The 16,613-nt window shown below is 60.5% G+C and carries 15 protein-coding genes; 7 read left to right on the forward strand and 8 right to left on the reverse strand.

All coding sequences use genetic code 11. The features are described 5' to 3' along the window. Positions 1–59: 59 nt before the first annotated feature. Complete coding sequence (locus FCH38_RS05985; RefSeq protein WP_174373181.1) at positions 60–1,100, reverse strand: dipeptidase; 1,041 nt, start codon at positions 1,098–1,100, stop codon at positions 60–62. A gap of 236 nt (positions 1,101–1,336) precedes the next feature. On the opposite strand from FCH38_RS05985, the gene FCH38_RS05990 reads away from it, so the two are divergent. From FCH38_RS05990 to FCH38_RS06020, 7 genes are all read left to right on the forward strand, one after another. Further along, positions 1,337–2,932 (forward strand): ABC transporter substrate-binding protein, encoded by a 1,596-nt coding sequence (locus FCH38_RS05990; RefSeq protein WP_149899807.1) that lies wholly within the window; start codon positions 1,337–1,339, stop codon positions 2,930–2,932. 2 nt (positions 2,933–2,934) lie between these two features. Continuing rightward, positions 2,935–3,948 (forward strand): ABC transporter permease, encoded by a 1,014-nt coding sequence (locus FCH38_RS05995; protein WP_153516539.1) that lies wholly within the window; start codon positions 2,935–2,937, stop codon positions 3,946–3,948. Then, the gene (nikC, locus tag FCH38_RS06000; RefSeq protein ID WP_080807181.1) at positions 3,945–4,847 is read left to right on the forward strand and encodes a nickel transporter permease; all 903 of its coding nucleotides are present in this window, start codon (positions 3,945–3,947) and stop codon (positions 4,845–4,847) included. Before FCH38_RS05995 ends, nikC begins: the two co-directional genes overlap by 4 nt. A 3-nt stretch (positions 4,848–4,850) precedes the next feature. Next, positions 4,851–5,681 (forward strand): ABC transporter ATP-binding protein, encoded by an 831-nt coding sequence (locus FCH38_RS06005; RefSeq protein ID WP_006312136.1) that lies wholly within the window; start codon positions 4,851–4,853, stop codon positions 5,679–5,681. After that, on the forward strand, positions 5,678–6,418 hold the full coding sequence (locus FCH38_RS06010) for an ABC transporter ATP-binding protein (RefSeq protein ID WP_174373182.1): 741 nt from the start codon (positions 5,678–5,680) through the stop codon (positions 6,416–6,418). The genes FCH38_RS06005 and FCH38_RS06010 overlap by 4 nt, the downstream gene beginning before the upstream one ends. Before the next feature lie 227 nt (positions 6,419–6,645). Continuing rightward, on the forward strand, positions 6,646–8,157 hold the full coding sequence (locus FCH38_RS06015; protein ID WP_174373183.1) for a serine hydrolase domain-containing protein: 1,512 nt from the start codon (positions 6,646–6,648) through the stop codon (positions 8,155–8,157). A 252-nt stretch (positions 8,158–8,409) separates the two neighbouring features. Beyond that, positions 8,410–9,306 (forward strand): LysR substrate-binding domain-containing protein, encoded by an 897-nt coding sequence (locus FCH38_RS06020; protein WP_174373184.1) that lies wholly within the window; start codon positions 8,410–8,412, stop codon positions 9,304–9,306. A gap of 7 nt (positions 9,307–9,313) precedes the next feature. Here the strand turns inward: FCH38_RS06020 and FCH38_RS06025 are convergent, their stop codons facing one another. The 7 genes from FCH38_RS06025 to FCH38_RS06055 form a co-directional block, all read right to left on the reverse strand. Beyond that, the gene (locus tag FCH38_RS06025) at positions 9,314–10,180 is read right to left on the reverse strand and encodes a D-amino-acid transaminase (protein ID WP_174373185.1); all 867 of its coding nucleotides are present in this window, start codon (positions 10,178–10,180) and stop codon (positions 9,314–9,316) included. 20 nt (positions 10,181–10,200) lie between these two features. After that, positions 10,201–11,259 (reverse strand): P1 family peptidase, encoded by a 1,059-nt coding sequence (locus FCH38_RS06030; protein WP_174373186.1) that lies wholly within the window; start codon positions 11,257–11,259, stop codon positions 10,201–10,203. A 142-nt stretch (positions 11,260–11,401) separates the two neighbouring features. After that, complete coding sequence (locus tag FCH38_RS06035; protein ID WP_174373187.1) at positions 11,402–12,364, reverse strand: sugar kinase; 963 nt, start codon at positions 12,362–12,364, stop codon at positions 11,402–11,404. 21 nt (positions 12,365–12,385) lie between these two features. Next, the gene (locus FCH38_RS06040; RefSeq protein WP_153516447.1) at positions 12,386–13,444 is read right to left on the reverse strand and encodes an ABC transporter ATP-binding protein; all 1,059 of its coding nucleotides are present in this window, start codon (positions 13,442–13,444) and stop codon (positions 12,386–12,388) included. A 27-nt stretch (positions 13,445–13,471) separates the two neighbouring features. Next, the gene (locus tag FCH38_RS06045) at positions 13,472–14,308 is read right to left on the reverse strand and encodes a carbohydrate ABC transporter permease (protein WP_092770593.1); all 837 of its coding nucleotides are present in this window, start codon (positions 14,306–14,308) and stop codon (positions 13,472–13,474) included. Continuing rightward, entirely contained in the window at positions 14,308–15,246 is a 939-nt protein-coding gene (locus tag FCH38_RS06050; RefSeq protein WP_174373188.1) for a carbohydrate ABC transporter permease, read from the reverse strand. The genes FCH38_RS06045 and FCH38_RS06050 overlap by 1 nt, the downstream gene beginning before the upstream one ends. Further along, a complete protein-coding gene (locus FCH38_RS06055) occupies positions 15,246–16,577 on the reverse strand; it encodes an ABC transporter substrate-binding protein (protein ID WP_174373189.1) in 1,332 nt (443 codons plus the stop codon). Before FCH38_RS06055 ends, FCH38_RS06050 begins: the two co-directional genes overlap by 1 nt. Between the last annotated feature and the right edge of the window lie 36 nt (positions 16,578–16,613).

Here is a 16,613-nt window from a genome sequence, read left to right on the forward strand (position 1 = left end):
GGAGCCTGCCGCTTCATATCTCCGGCGTTCTGCGCCGGAGAGGGATTTTACGCTGAGCCTTACGCGCCCCAGGTTTTTTCCAGCACACGGACCCAGTTGCCGTGGCAGATCTTGGCAAGCGCCTCGTTGTCATAACCGCCCTTGCGCAGGGCTTCGACCAGCAATTGCAGATCGCCTGCATCCTTCATGGCGGCGGGAATGGTGGTGCCGTCGAAATCCGAACCGAGGGCCACGTGATCGATGCCGATGCGGTTGACGATATAGTCCACATGGCGGACAAGTTCGCCAAGATCGGTATCCGGGTTCTTCACGCCGTCCTGGCGCAGGAACAAAACGCCGAAATTGATGCCGGCAAGACCACCCGTGTCGCGGATGGCATCCAGCTGGCGATCCGTCAGGTTGCGGCTGTGGTTACACAGCGCATAGGCGTTGGAATGAGAGGCGACGAGCGGCGCGTCTGAAATCTTGGCGATGTCCCAGAAACCTTGCTCATTCATGTGCGAAAGGTCGACCATGATCTTCAGGTCGTTGCAGGTCTTCACCAGTCGTTTGCCGGCATCGGTGAGGCCGGGGCCGATATCCGGCGTCGAGGGGAAACGGAAGGGAACGCCATAAGCGAAAATATTCGGGCGGCTCCAGACCGGTCCGAGCGTGCGAAGGCCTGCCTCGTAGAGCACGTGCAGCGCATCAAGATCAGCGCCGATCGCTTCCGCACCCTCGATATGGAAAACCGAGGCAAAAGCGCCCTCTGCCATGGCGCTGCGGATATCGGCGGCGGTGCGGCAAACCTTCAGTGCGCCTGCGGATTGTTTTTCGGCGCGGAAGAGCAGGCCGGCCATGGCGAGCGTCGCCTTCAGCGCATCCGCCTCAGTTGGTGTCGAAAAATCGCCGTTGGCGTCCTTCTCCATGCTTGGCGACGGCACGTAGATGGCGCAGAGGCCGCCGGCCAGCCCACCCTTCCTGGCGCGTGGTAGGTCGATGTGGCCAACCGTGTCACCCTCGATGAGGAGGGTTTCGGGAGAGGCATTGCCCGATCGCCATAACCGCAGAAGCACATCGTTGTGGCCGTCGAAGACGGGTACGGTTTTTTCATCGGTCATGGTCATTCACCTTCGGATAGGGGGAGGGCGCGGATGCGCGCCTATTCAGACTTTTGGGAATTGGTAGAGGAAAGGTCAAGGCCGGAGCAAATGCAATCCGTGCATAGGCTCTGCCAAATTTGGAATTGGTCGGGCCTCGTTTGCTCGTGTTAATCGCGGGAAAACATAAAAAAAATGACTGGATTGGGGCAAACCCACACCGTTTCCGAAAAATAAGGTCCGAAAGGGGATTTTCGATGATTTCAAGACGCAACCTGCTGATCGCTGGCGCAGCCGTGCCGTTCCTGTCCTATGCGCGCATTCCGGCATTTGCCGCGACACCGAAGGATATTCTGGTCGTTGCCCAGCAGCTGGACAATATGACGAGCCTTGACCCACATGAAGGTTTCGAGGCTGTCGGCGGTGAAATCATCTCCAACATGTATCAGAAGCTGGTGCGCGCCAATCGCGAGGATTCCACCAAGGTTGATCCGGTTATCGCAAAGTCCTGGGAAGCCGATGCGGACAGCAAGGTTTTCACCTTCGTGATCGGTGACGAAGCGACGTTCGCGAGCGGTGCTAAAGTGACAGCCGAAGACGTCGCCTTCTCGCTGCAGCGCGCCATCAAGATGAACAAGAGCCCGGCCTTCATCATCAGCCAGTTCGGCTTCACGCCTGACAATGCCGAGACGACCATTGTTGCTGCCGACGACAAGACGGTGAAGCTGACGACGGCAAAGCCGACCGCCATTTCCTTCCTGCTTTATTGCCTCTCCGCCAATATCGGTGCGATCGTCGAAAAGAAGGCGGTTCTCGCCAATGCATCGGGCGAAGACCTCGGCAATGGCTGGCTGCAGAAGAACAGCGCTGGTTCCGGCGATTTCATGCTCCAGGCCTGGAAGCCGAGCGAAAGCGTCGCGCTCACCGTCAATCCGAACGGTCCCTACAAGGGCAATATCAAGCGCATCGTGCTGCGCCACGTCACCGATCCGTCCTCCCAGCTGCTGATGTTGCAGAAGGGCGATATCGACATTGCCCGCGACTTGACCTCGGAACAGCTGCGCACCGTCAAGGACGACGCCAATATCGAGCTGGAGCGCAAATCCATCGCCTCGCTGGTTCTGATCTCGCTTAATCAGGGCAATGAGAACCTTGCCAAGCCGCAGGTCTGGCAGGCGATCAAGTGGGCGTTGGACTATAAGGGCATGCAGGAAAACCTCGTGCCGCTGACCCACAAGGTTCACCAGAGCTTCGAGCCGGAAGGTTTCCCCGGTGCGGTCAACGATACGCCCTACCAGCGCGATGTCGAAAAGGCCAAGGCGCTGATGGCCGAGGCCGGTCTTGCCGACGGTTTCGAGATCAGCATGGACCACTATTCCGCGCAGCCTTACCCGGATCTGGCGCAGGCCATTCAGGCCAACCTTGCCGATATCGGCATCAAGGTGCGTCTGCAATCGGCTGAAAACCGTCAGGTTCTGACCAAGATGCGTGCCCGCGAACACCAGATGGCGCTCTCCGCATGGGGTACGGATTATTTCGATCCGCATTCCAACGCTGATGTCTTCAACATCAACAAGGATAATGGCGACGACGCCAAGTCGAAGCCCTTCCTGTGGCGTTCGCGTTTCAAGAACGACGACTTTGCCGCCAAGGCGGAAGCTGCTCGCGACGAGCAGGACCCGGCAAAGCGCGTGGAGCTTTATGAAGCCCTGCAGCGCGAATCCATGGAAAACAGCCCGTTCGTGTTCATGTTCCAGACCACGAAGACGGCCGCTTTCCGTAAGGGCGTTTCCGGCTTTGAACTCGGTGTTCTGTCCGAGGGCAATTCCTACCACGATGCGAAGAAAGCGTGACATTGAACAAGCGCGTCAAAAGCATATCGTCGATACTGGGCAGCGTCATTCTGACGCTGTTCGGTTTGATGGTCATCACCTTCATGATCGGGCGCGTCATGCCCGTCGATCCTGTCATTGCGGCGGTCGGCGACAATGCGCCTGAAGACGTCATCGTGCGAGTGCGGGCCGAAATGGGCCTCGACCAGCCGCTGGTCGTGCAGTTCTTCCACTATGTCTCGCAGGTCCTGCACGGCGATTTCGGCAATTCCATCCTGACCCGCAATCCGGTCTGGATTGATATCAAGCGTGTTTTCCCTGCTACCTTCGAACTCGCCACGGCAGCGCTTATTCTCGCAGCGCTTATCGGCATTCCGCTCGGCGTCTGGGCCGCCGTGAAGCAGGGCAAGGTAACGGACCAGATCATCCGCGTCGTCTGCCTTGCCGGCCATTCGGTCCCTGTCTTCATGCTGGCGCTGATTTCGCTGCTGGTCTTCTACGCAACGCTCGGCGTCGCACCCGGACCGGGCCGGCAGGACATCATCTATGACGGCATGATCACCCAGATTACCGGCCTGATGACGGTCGACACCCTGCTTGCCGGCGACTGGGGCGCGTTTTACGACGCCGTTGCCCATATGGTGCAGCCGGTCTGCATTCTTGCCTATTTCAGCATGGCCTATATCACCCGCATGACACGCGCCTTCATGATCGATGCGCTGAAGGGTGAATATGTCATTACCGCCCGCGCCAAGGGGCTGTCGGCGATGACCGTCATCTGGGGACACGCCTTCCCAACGGTTGCCGTGCAGCTCGTCACGGTTATCGCGCTCACCTATGCCGGCCTTCTCGAAGGTGCCGTGGTGACGGAAACCGTCTTCAGCTGGCCGGGCCTCGGCCAATACCTCACCGTCTCGCTCATGAACGCGGACATGAACCCGGTCGTCGGAGCAACCCTGTTGATCGGCTTCATCTATGTCGCCCTCAACCTGCTCGCAGACGTGCTTTACAGAGTTATGGATCCTCGCGTTCGATGATGTTAGCTAATTTCAGAAACTGGGCGCTTGACGAGACGCCGCATTCCCGCACACAGGCTGCCTGGGGGAACCGGTATCGCATCTGGCTCAACCTCAAGTCCAATCCGCTGGCGGTGATCGGCCTGACCATCATCGTCCTTTTCATCGCGCTGTCGCTGCTGGCGCCGCTGCTCGCGCCCTATGATCCGGCAACGCAGAATCTCGGCAATCGCTTAGCGTTTCCAAATGCCGAACACTGGTTCGGCACGGATGAGCTGGGCCGCGACATTCTCTCGCGTATTCTCTATGGCGGCCGCGTCACGCTCGGCATGGTCATTGCCGTCGTCGTTCTTGTCGCACCCATCGGTCTCGCCATCGGCTGCATCGCCGGTTATTTTGGCGGTATCGTCGATACGGTGTTGATGCGGGTGACGGATGTGTTTCTGGCCTTCCCGCGCCTCATTCTGGCGCTCGCCTTCGTCGCGGCGCTGAAGCCCGGCGTTGAAAGCGCCATTCTCGCCATCGCGCTTACCGCATGGCCGCCCTATGCGCGTCTGGCGCGCGCCGAGACCATGACGGTGCGCGGCAGCGACTTCGTCGCGGCCTATAGGCTGACCGGCGCTTCCGCCTGGCGCATCATCGCCCGGCATATCGCGCCGCTCTGCGTGCCGAGCCTCATCGTTCGCATCACGCTCGACATGAGCTCAATCATCATCACCGCCGCCAGCCTCGGCTTCCTCGGCATGGGTGCACAGCCGCCTTCGCCGGAATGGGGCGCGATGATTGCCACCGCCAAGCGCTTCATCTTCGAGCAATGGTGGGTCGCCACCATTCCCGGCATCGCCATCTTCCTCGTTTCGCTCGCCTTCAACTTCCTTGGCGATGGCCTGCGTGACGTTCTCGACCCGAAGGGACATTGAGCCATGCTGGTCGAAATCGAAAATCTGAAGATCGCTTTCCAGACCCGCACCAGCCGTTTCGAGGCGGTGCGTGGTGTCTCCATGAAGCTCGGCACCGAAAAGCTCGGCATTGTCGGCGAATCCGGTTCGGGCAAGAGCCTGACGGCGCGGGCGCTGATGAAGCTTCTGCCTTCCAATGCGGATATCCGCGCCGACAAGCTCGCCTTCGACGGTATCGACGTGCTGTCCGCCAGTGAAAAGCAGATGCGCCAGATCCGTGGCAAGCGGGCCGGTTTCATTCTGCAGGACCCGAAATATTCGCTGAACCCGGTGAAGACCATGGGTGCGCAGATCGCGGAAGCCTGGCGCGCCCATAAGGGCGGCAGCAAGCGTGCGGCCATGGAAGCGGCAATCGCCCTGCTTGATCAGGTGAAAATCCGCAATCCGCGTCAGGTCGCCTCGTCCTATGCGCATGAGGTTTCCGGCGGCATGGGTCAGCGCGTGATGATCGCCATGATGTTGGCGCCCGATCCCGAGCTTCTGATCGCCGACGAGCCTACCAGCGCGCTTGATGCGACGGTGCAGGCGGAAATCCTGCGGCTGATCGAGGAGCTGGTGTCGGAACGCGGCATGGGCCTCATCCTCATCAGCCACGATCTGCCGCTCGTCTCGCATTTCTGCGACCGCGTCGCCGTGATGTATTCCGGCCGGGTGATGGAGGAGCTGAAGGCGTCCGAACTCCTGAAAGCCGAGCATCCCTATACGAAGGGACTTCTGAACTGCATTCCCTCACTGACGCATCCGCGCGAGCGTCTTCCCGTTCTCAACCGTGATGCAGCGTGGTCCAGCCAATGATCGATGTCGACAACCTCCGTATCAAGTTCGGCGACCGCGAAGTGGTGAAGGGCGTGTCCTTTTCGGTGGAAAAGGGCGGCAGCTTTGGCATCGTCGGCGAAAGCGGCTCGGGCAAGTCGACCATCCTGCGCGCCATGGCCGGCCTTAATGAAAGCTGGGAAGGCCGCATTGCCTTTGCCGGAAAGGACGCGCCACTGAAGCGCACGCCTGATTTCTTCCGGCAGGTGCAGATGGTGTTTCAGGACCCCTATGGCTCGCTGCATCCGCGCCAGACCATCGACCGCATTCTCAGCGAATTGCCGCTGGTGCATGGCATGGACAATATCGAAAAACGCATCCAGCAGGCCTTGTCCGACGTGGCGCTGCCGCAGGCGGTGCGCTTCCGTTTTCCGCACCAGCTTTCCGGCGGCCAGCGCCAGCGCGTGGCGATTGCCCGTGCGCTGATCGCCGATCCGCAGGTGCTGCTGCTCGATGAGCCGACTTCAGCGCTCGATGTCTCGGTGCAGGCGGAAATCCTGAACCTGTTGCAGGACCTGCGCGCGGCGCGCAACCTCACCTATATTCTCGTCAGCCACAATCTGGCTGTCATCGCGCATCTGTGCCCGCAGGTTGGCGTGATGCTGAACGGGGACATGGTGGAGCAGCTGAGTGCCGGCGATCTGCGCGATGGCCGCACGACACATCCGCATACGGAAGAGCTGCGTAGTTTGAGCATCCGGCTGGAAGAACCGGCCTGAGGGCTGGCCGCCTAACTGAGGTTGCCCATGGATCGAGCGGGTGCCGCTCGCTTCTTCTCCCCGCCGGGGAGAAGTCCGCGGCAGCGGGATGAGGGGGCAAGCTCTCCGAAATCCGGCAACGGTGCCCCCTCATCCGACCCTTCGGGCCACCTTCTCCCCGGCGGGGAGAAGAAACAAGCGGCGATGCCGAGGCTTTCTTTAAATACGACAAGACACGAGACCGAGCCATGCCAAAAGAATTCGACTGGAACGCCGCTTCAACCCTTTCAGAGAGCTTCGTCTCGCAATGGGCGGACAACGAGCCGGGCGGGGCGGTCATCGGTTTTGATCTCGATGGCATCCGGTTCGCCCATGCGGGCGGTGTCGAAAGTCTTTCAACCTTCGCACCCTTCACGCCGCAGAGCGTGGTGCGGTATGCCTCCGTCACCAAACATGCTTTCTGCGCCATGGTGCTCGCCCATTCCGACCTGATCGGCCTTGACGACCCACTCGGCAAACATCTGCCGGAGCTGCAATCGCCGCTGCGTGATGTCACGGTCGGGCAGGCGCTGGACATGAGCGGCGGGTTGCCGGATACGCGCGAATGCCTGTCGCTGCTTGGCCTTTCCGTCTACACCGAGACGAAGGCCGGCCCGCTTCTCGAGTACCTGTCGCGACTGACCCGGCTGAATTTTTCGGCCGGCAGCGAGGTGTCCTATTCCAATACCGGTTACCGTCTGGTGGAAGCGGCGCTGGAGCGCTGCGGTTTCCGCTTCGATGATTTCGTGCAGACGCAGATTGCCGGTCCCTTTGGTGTGTTTCTGAAGGCGCCGGATGTCTGGAACGATCCTGTCGACGGTCTGGCGCCCGGTTATTGGAAGTCCGAAGACAACTGGCAGCTTTCGGCGGCCGGCCTGCACATTTCCGCTTCCGGAAGTCTTGCGGGCAGTGCCGAAGCACTCACCCGCTGGCTGCAGGGGCTGATGAGGGGCGAGGGCAGCTTTGCAGGTGTTCTCGACAGGCTTTCAGCTGAACGGCCGCTCGCCGATGGGCGGATGAGCGAATATGGCCTTGGCCTGCGCTGGTCGCATCTCGGCGACAGGCGCTTCGTCGGCCATGGCGGTTCGCATCCCGGCTACAAGACTTATTTCCTGCTTGATCCACAAAACGACACGGGTTTCGTCGTGGTGTCGAACCGCGAGGATACCAACGGCTTCAAGATCGCGCTGGAAAGCATGGCGGCTTTGACCGGCCTGCCTTTGCCCAAACCCGCTGCCAGCCTGCCGGAAGGCCTCTATGTCACCGAAAGCGGTCCATGGTGGCTGGAGATCAAGGGCAGCACATCGACCTTCATCGATGGCGACGACACGCTTTATGAAGATGTCGATGGCTGGGTCTCTTCCCGCTCCGCATCCTCGCCGATGCGCCTCAGGCTAGACGGTGAGGCCATTGTCGGCGATGCCGGCCACGCCGCCCGCCGCTTCCTGCCCGTCGGTGAGCATGCCGTGCCGAATAACCTTTCGGGCTTGTGGCGTTCGGATGAGGGGGCGGAATTTTCGATCAGCGGCTCGTCGCTGACGATGAGCATCGGCCCCACACGCCGCAGCATGCCGTTGAAGGCGTTGGGCAACGGTCGCTTCCTCTTCACGCTCACCGATGGGCCGTGGACGAAGCGCGTCTGCCTCAACCGGCTGGGTGACGACCGGATCGAGCTGGTTTCCAGCCGGGCGCGGATGATCGAATATTCAAGGGGCGGCTAACGACTGAGACCGATCCCGGCGCGCCCCACAAATTCGGCGTCATCCTCGGGCCTGTCCCGAGGATCTGCAAGCGATTGATTTTGTTGACGTGCTTAGATCCGTGGGACAAGCCCAAGGATGACGAGAGTGAGGTTGGGCCGTTTCCTCAACAGCCCGAAGCTTTCTTGTGGGTTTCAATCGGCTGCCATTGCTCCTAATAAAGACCCGTGTTCCCGGCAGGCCGGGACAACATCTTTGTGGGAGAATAAGCCGTTGGAAGTCAAATGGCTCGAGGATTTCCTGGCGCTGGCCGGAACGCTCAATTTCTCGAAGGCGGCGGATGAGCGGCATGTGACGCAATCCGCCTTCAGCCGGCGTATCAAGCAGCTGGAAGCCTGGGTGGGGGCGACGCTGGTTGATCGCGCCTCCTATCCTTCGCGGCTGACCGAGGCGGGCGCGAAGTTCGTGCCGGTGGCGCAGGAGACGCTGAAGCAGCTTTACCATGCGCGGCGCGCACTTCTTCAGGAAGAGGGCGCCGATGCCAAGACGGTGCGGCTGACGGCCCTGCACACCCTCTCCTTCACCTTCTTCCCGGATTGGCTGAAACGGGTGAACGAGACGGCGGGACCGCTGTTTTCGGTTTTGCGGCCCGATTCCGGCAGCATGGAGGAAAACCTCAATTCGCTGGTGGACGGGCAGAGTGATTTTCTTCTGACCTATGCTCATCCCGAAGTGCCGATGCTGCTCGATGCGCAGACCTTCGAGTTTCGTGTGCTGGGTGCGGAAAACATCATTCCCGTTTCCGCGCCCGCTGCGGATGGCTCACCGCTGCATGCGCTGGCGGAAAATGCGAAAAAACCCTTTGCCTATCTGGATTATGAAAAGGCTTCGTTCTTCGGGCCGTTGCTGCGCGATCTCCTGAGCGCGCGGCTGCCGCAATTCGAGCGGGTGCATGAAGGCAGCATGTCGGTGGGGCTGAAAGCCATGGCGATGGCCGGCTGGGGTGTCGCCTGGGTGCCGGAGAGCCTGATGCGGCAGGAGCTTGATAGCGGCGCTCTGGTGCGCGCCGCTGATTCAAGTTTCGATATTGCCGTCGATATCAGGCTTTATCGTTCCAAGGAGAACCGCCGGCCCGTTGTTGAGCGCATATGGGCGGTTCTCGAAGGTTAGAGCCGGTTCAGATGGCCGTGCGGCGGGCGTTTTCGAGGTAGAGCGCGCGCAGGCGGCTTACCATCGGGCCGGGCTTGCCGTCACCCACCGGCTTACCGTCGATTTTCGTGACCGAAACCACGAAGTTGGAGGCGCTGGTCAGGCAGGCTTCATCAGCATCAAGCGCCTCTGCCAGCGTGAAAGGCCGTTCTTCCAGCGTGAAACCGGCTTCTTTGGCCAGTTGCAGGGCGGCAAGGCGGGTGCAGCCGGGCAGGGTCTTGTTGCTGTTGCCGCGGGTGATGATCTTTTTATCGGCGGTGACGATGTAGGCGGTGGAAGATGCACCTTCGGTGACGAAACCGTCCTCGATCATCCACGCCTCGTCGCAGCCTTCGGCCTTGGCGATGCGTTTGGCCATGACCTGCGGCAGCAGGCAGACGGTCTTTATATCGCGACGTTCCCAGCGCTGGTCGGGAACGGATTTGACGGCGATACCGGCTTCTTCGACGGGCGTGCCGATCAGCTTCCTGGCCTGGGTGAACATGACCAGTGTCGGCTTCAGATCGGCGGAGAACAGAAAGTTGCGGTCTTCCGCACCACGCGTCAGCTGCAGGTAGATCATGCCTTCGACGAGGTTGTTGTCGGCAATCAGGCGGCGCTCGGCCTCGACGATTTCCTTGGTCGTGACCGGCAGCGGCACATCGATTTCGCGGGCGCTGCGTTCCAGCCGGGCCATGTGCAGGTCGCTGTCGATCAGCTTGCCTTCGAGAACCGAGGTGACTTCATAAATGCCGTCGCCGAACAAGAAACCGCGGTCGAAGATGGAAAGGCGGGCGTCTGCCTCGGGCAGGAATTCGCCGTTGACGTAAACGATGCGACCGGATTGGCTAGTCATGAGAACTCCGTCTGGAAAAGTCAGGCTGAAAGAAGGGTTTTAAGGGTGTCGATGGAAATGGCCTCGACCGTGGAGACCTTGCCGGTGCCGGCATTGAAGCCAGTTGTCGTATTGGCCGTGCAGAGCGAATTGAGGATCGCCTCCTCCGTCGCCTCTATCGCGGCTTCGAAGAGTGGCGAAATCGCATCGTTGGAAAGCTCAGGGTATTCCGCCACCGCCTTGCGGCGCGCAGGCGTGCGACGCAGCCGCTCATCGGTGGAAAATGCCAGCGCATAGTCACCGGAGCCATTGCTGAGTGCGGCACCCGTGCGTGCCAGTCCACCAAAGCTTCTGGCCGCCAGGCGTTTCAGATTGCGGGAGCAGAGCGGCGCGTCGGTTGCGACAATGATGACGATCGAGCCGTCCTTGTCCTTGTGCTCCGGGCTGACATAGGGCTTGCCGCATACCAGCAGGTGGCCGCCGTAATTGGATTGGACGAGAACGCCTAGCGTATAGGTCGTTCCGGCGATGGTGACGATGCGAGATGAGGTGCCGATGCCGCCCTTCATGCCGAAGGCCACGGTGCCGGCCCCTGCGCCAAGTCCGCCCTCGGCGACGGTGCCTGTGGTCGCGTTTTTCAACGCGGTCGAGATTTCCTCGATGGTCGGGCGGCCGGCACGGATGTCGTTCAAGCGGGAATCATTGGTTTCGCCGACGACGGCATTGATCGAGACGACTTTCTCATTGCCCGGCTGCGCCAGCGTATGGCGGTTGATCGCCTCAATGGCTCGGCCTGTCGCCAGCGTGTTGGTGAGAATAACAGGTGTTTCGAGTTCGCCCAGTTCCTCGATCTGTGTGGAGCCGGCGAATTTGCCGAAGCCGTTATAGACGGCGAAGGCTGCGGGCACTTTGTCCTGAAAGAGATTGCCGCCATGCGGAAGGATCGCGGTTGCGCCGGTGCGGATCGTCTCGCCCTCGATGACGGTCGAATGGCCGATGGTCACACCTTCGACATCGGTGATGGCGTTGAGCGGACCGGTTTCGAAATGGCCGGGCCGGAAACCGATATCGCGCAGTCTCGGGCGGGTCGTCTGGTGCATCGGGCGATCACTTTTGCGGAATGCAGGCTGAAATTGGAGCGAGTGCGGCTTGTGAAAAGCTTTGCTTGTCCGAACGTTAGCCTAGTTTGCCGCGAAACGGCATCGCAAAAATGGAATAGTTTTATGCGGGCAATGGATGCGCTCAGGAGGCGCGCAGCGCGGGTTCGCCTTCATGCTCCAGCCATTGCCGCATGGCTTCCTCGGTCTCTTCGCGCGTGGGTGCACCGATGCGGCCGCCGAACACCGTGCATTTGAGCGCGGCGGCAACGGAGGACAGGCGGATGGCGGCGCGGCTTTGCATGCCTTGCGCCACCGCGAGCGCAAATGTGCCGTGAAAGATATCGCCCGCCGCCAGCGTGTCCACCGCCTCGACCTGCATCGTTGATTGGAAATGCACCGTCGGATCGTCGGCTTCCGTCCACCAGCAGCCCGCTGGTCCGGCGGTAACGGCGATGAAGGTCTGCGGATAACGGGAATGCAGCACCGGCAGCATGTCTTTCACCGTTTCAAGCCCGGTCAGCCGGGCGGCGGCGGGTTCGGAAAAGACGATATGGGTTGCGGCGGGCGCAAGCTTCTCCAGCGTTTCCACCGGCGCAACATCACCATCCAGAATGGCGGGTTTGCCAAGCGCACGCGCAACAGTCAGCACATCAAGCGCCAATTCCGGCCAGCGCACATCCACCAGAACGGCATCAAAGGGGGCAATATCTTCCGGCGTGCAGGAGCGTTTTTTCTCATGCAGGCGATGATCGTAAAAAGGCACGATCAGCCGTTCTCCCCGGTCATCGATGATGATCGTCGACAGGGCCGAGCGTGCGCCGGGCGCAACCGTCATGCCGTTCGTGTCTATGCCGCTTTCACTGAGATCGCGAAGGATACGGGTACCGGTTTCATCGTCGCCCACCGCACCCCAGAGGCTGGCGCGGCCGCCCATGCGGTGCACCGCATAGGCAGCGCTGGACGCCATGCCTTCGGCAATCTGCAGCATTTCATAGGGCAGGACCTTGCCTTCGCCCTTTGGCATGTCGTGCACACGGAACAGGGTGTCCAGCACGGCAGCGCCCACGCACAGCACATGTTTGTGGCTTGGGTGTTCGCTGTCCATGCCCGTCACTCTCTCATCCATTTAGATGCGCTTGCCGCTGTCCTTGTCGAACAGATGCACCATAGCAGGATCGATGGCGATATGGATCGTATCGCCGAACCGCACATCCAGCCGCTCGCGGAACAGGCAGGCGATGTCGTCGCCCTTGCAGCTCAGCTTGGCATAGATTTCCGAGCCGGTGCCTTCGACCAGTTCGACCCGGCCTTCGATGCCGGTCTCGGCGGCGCGAATGTGTTCCGGCCGTACGCCGTAGACGAGATCGCGGCCGCCCAGTTTGCCGATATCGGCATTGGCGGGCAGCGGCAGGCTGAGGCCCTTTGCGGTGCGGAACACGCCTTCTTCGACGCGGCCACGGATGAAATTCATCGCAGGCGAACCGATGAAACCGGCGACGAAAAGGTTGGCCGGATGGTCGTACAGTTCCAGCGGCGCGCCGATCTGCTCGATCACGCCATCATGCAGCACGACGATCTTGTCGGCCATGGTCATGGCTTCCACCTGGTCGTGGGTGACGTAAATGGTGGTGGTGCCGATGCGCTGGTGCATGGCCTTTATCTCGCCGCGCATCTGCACGCGCAGCTTGGCGTCGAGGTTGGAAAGCGGCTCGTCGAACAGGAAGACCTGCGGATCGCGCACCAGCGCCCGGCCCATGGCGACGCGCTGGCGCTGGCCGCCGGAAAGCTGGCGCGGATAGCGGTCCAGCAGCTTGTCCAGCCCCAGAATGGCGGCGGCTTTATCGACCTTGGCTCTGGTTTCCTCGGCGCTGACCTTCTTCAGCTTCAGCGCGAAGCCCATATTATCCTTCACAGTCATATGCGGATAAAGCGCGTAGTTCTGAAAGACCATGGCGATGTCACGGTCGCGGGCGGGCAGATGGCTGACCTCACGCGCGCCGATGTGGATTTCGCCGTCGCTCAGTTCCTCCAGCCCGGCGATCATGCGCAGCAGGGTGGATTTGCCGCAGCCCGAAGGGCCGACGAGCACGACGAATTCGCCATCCTTGATCTCGATATCGATGCCGTGGATGACATTGACCGAGCCGAAGCGCTTCTGGACATTTTGAATATTGACCGGTGCCATGTTTTTGGTTCCCGTTATAATTTGAATTCAGCCGCCCTTGACGGCGCCGGCGGTGAGACCCGCCACGATCTGTTTCTGTGCGAACATGGTCAGCAGCAACACCGGCAGCGTCACGATCAACGCGGCTGCGGCAAGCGGCCCCCAGCTGACCTGTTCAAAGGACAGCATGTTGTAGACCGCGACCGGCAGGGTGCGTGTTTCACGGCTGGCCAGCACGATGCCGAAGACGAAGTTGTTCCACGAGAAGATGACCGCGAGGATGAAGGAGACGACGATGCCGGGCTTGGCAATCGGCAGCGCCACCAGCCGGAACACCTGCCAGGAGGATGCGCCATCGATGCTTGCCGCCTCTTCCAGCTCCTTCGGCGTGGTCTCGAAATAACCGATCATGATCCACACGACGATTGGAACCGTCACGACAAGATGGATGATGATCTGCGGCCAGAGCGTGCCGAGCAGGTTCAGCCATTGGAACAGCAGGAAGAGCGGAATGAGGAAGGAAAGGCCGGGCGTCATGCGGGCGATCATGATGACGACGGCCGACTTTTCCGCCTTCAGTCGGGCGATGCCGTAACCGGCGGGAACGCCGATGACGAGCGCCAGAATGGTGGCCGCACCAGTGACGAGCACCGAATTCCAGAAATAGAGAAAGAAATTATTCTCCTCGAACACCTTCACATAGTTCGACCAGGCGAAACGTTCGGGGATGAGGATCGGCGGATAAGCGCCGTTGTCGATTTCATATTTCAGCGACAGCGAGATCATCCAGATGAAGAACAGGATGACCGGCGAGATCATCACCAGCGCCACGAAGAACAGGCCGATGCGGTCGAGGTTTTTACGTTTGAGCAATTTGCGGGTCATCAGCGGTCCTCCATCTCGTTCCATTGTGCACGCTGGCGCACCATCAAAAGTACGAAGGACAGCGCCACGATGATGATGAAGAAGACCACGGCCATGGCCGAGCCGTAACCGATGTCGTAGTAGGAGAACGCCGTGTTGTAGAGGTAGATGTTGATGGTTTCGGATGCCGTACCGGGTCCGCCTTGAGTCATTGCGTAGATGATGTCGAAGCTTTTGACGGCGTCGATGGAGCGGATGATGACGGCGATCATCAGGAACGGCGCAATCATCGGCATGGTCAGGTAACGAAACTTCTGCCAGGCGTTGGCGCCGTCGATTTCGGCGCTTTCATAGGGTTCGCGGGGGACTGCAGCCAGCCCGCCGAGCACGATCAGCATGACCAGCGGCGTCCATTGCCAGGTTTCCACCAGCACCAGCGAGGGGATGACGGTGGACTGGTTATAAATCCATTCCAGCGGGCCGATGCCGATGAGGGAGAGAAGATAGTTGAGAACACCCAGCTGCGGGTGGAACATCATGGTCCAGACGAGCGCGATGGCGACCGGGGTCGCCATCATTGGCATGACGAAAACGCCGCGCAGAAAACCGCGCAGCGGAAATTGCGCATCGAAAACCAGCGCTGCCAATGTTCCGAGGAACAGGGGAGCGACAACCGACAGCACGGTATAGATGAGCGTGTGCCACAGCGATTCCCAGAACCTGAGATCGCTGGCGAGCCTGATGTAGTTATCAAAACCGATAAAGCTCTGCTCCTGCCCGAGTGTCCAGCGGTGCACGCTCATCCATAGAGTAAACACCCACGGAAAAACAATGACAGCCGAAATGACGACCAGTGCCGGTATGACGAAGGGCCAGTAGTTGGGAGCAAGCCTTGGCGGCTTGCTCCCTTCTGCGCGACTGGCACCTGTTTTGGTGTTTTCGATGCTCACGGAGGCCATTATCCCTCGCTACGCGCCAGAACGGGTGCGAACTGTTCCGTCGCCTTTTTCAGTTCCGCCGCCGGGTCAGCACCGCCGATCATGTTGGTGAGGCCGACGCCGTAAATGTCGCGGAATTCCGTCACCGGAATGATGACGGGAAGGGCAAGCTGCGAGACCTTGCCGGAACCGACGACGGCATCCAGCCAGGCGGCCGGCATCTTCACGCCTTCGCGCACCTTCTGGTCTTCAAGGATGGACTGGCGGAACGGAACGCCGGCACCCGCCTGCAGCAGGCGCGCGCCCATGTCGTGCGAGATCGCCCATTGGCAGAAGAGATAGGCGGCTTCCTTCTTGCTGCTGGCTTCGACGACGCCGAGGCCATCGCCGAAAGTGCCGGCGGCCTGAACGGCCGGACCCTTGGGCATGACGCCATAGCCGACCTTGCCGACCACGCGGGATTTTTCCGGGTTCTCGATCGGCGGGGCGAAACCGACGCCATCGAACCACATGCCGATCTTGCCCTGCAGGAAGGCCGATTGCGCTTCCGCCCAGTTGAAGCCTGAGACGCCGGGAGGGGCGGCCTTGGTCATCAGGCGCTGATAGAGCTTTGCCGCTTCCACGGCCTCCTTGGATTCGGTATCGATTTTTCCGTCCGCGCTGATCGGCTTTGCGCCGTAACCCAGCATCAGCGAGGTCCAGACCGGGGTGTTGGCGTTCTTCAGGCCGCGTGCGACGAAACCATAGGTGTTGGTGGAGGGGTCGGTGATCTTTTCCGCCGCCGTTACCAGCTCTTCGAAGGTCTCAGGATATTTCAGGCCCTTGGCTTCGAACAGGTCCTTGTTCCAGTAGACGATCCAGTAATCCACCGAGAAGGGCAGCGAGCGAAGCACGCCGTCGCTATCCTTGGCGAACAGCATGCCGGCTTCTGCAAAGTCCTTTTCGACCAGCGACGGATCGGTGAGCGACGGGTCCTTCAGGAAGCCGCTGATATCGGCCAGCCATTTGCCCTTTTCGAACTGACGCTTCTGCACGTGGTAGCTCAGATGCACCACGTCGAAGCTCGGCTTGCCGGAGGAAAGCTCGATGACCACCTTCTGGCGCTGCTGCTGTTCCGGTGTCGCCTCGGCATTGACCTTGATGCCGGTCAGTTCTTCGAATTCGCTGAGATATTTGATCAGCGTTTCGCTGCGCGGGCTTTTGACGAGGTTGACCTCAAGCGTCGTGCCGGCGTGTTTTTTCCAGTTCACCGCCGCCGATGCCGGGCGAATGCCGAGCACCGCGCTGCCGCCAATCGCCGCCGTGCCGGCCAGAAAGGCGCGGCGCGTGGGGTTGAGCAATGAATGCTTCATGTCAGTTCTCCTCCAGTTAGCCGGAAATTCTCCTCA

The organism is Agrobacterium tumefaciens (assembly GCF_013337285.1).
In the GTDB taxonomy this organism is placed as follows: Bacteria; Pseudomonadota; Alphaproteobacteria; order Rhizobiales; family Rhizobiaceae; genus Agrobacterium; species Agrobacterium burrii.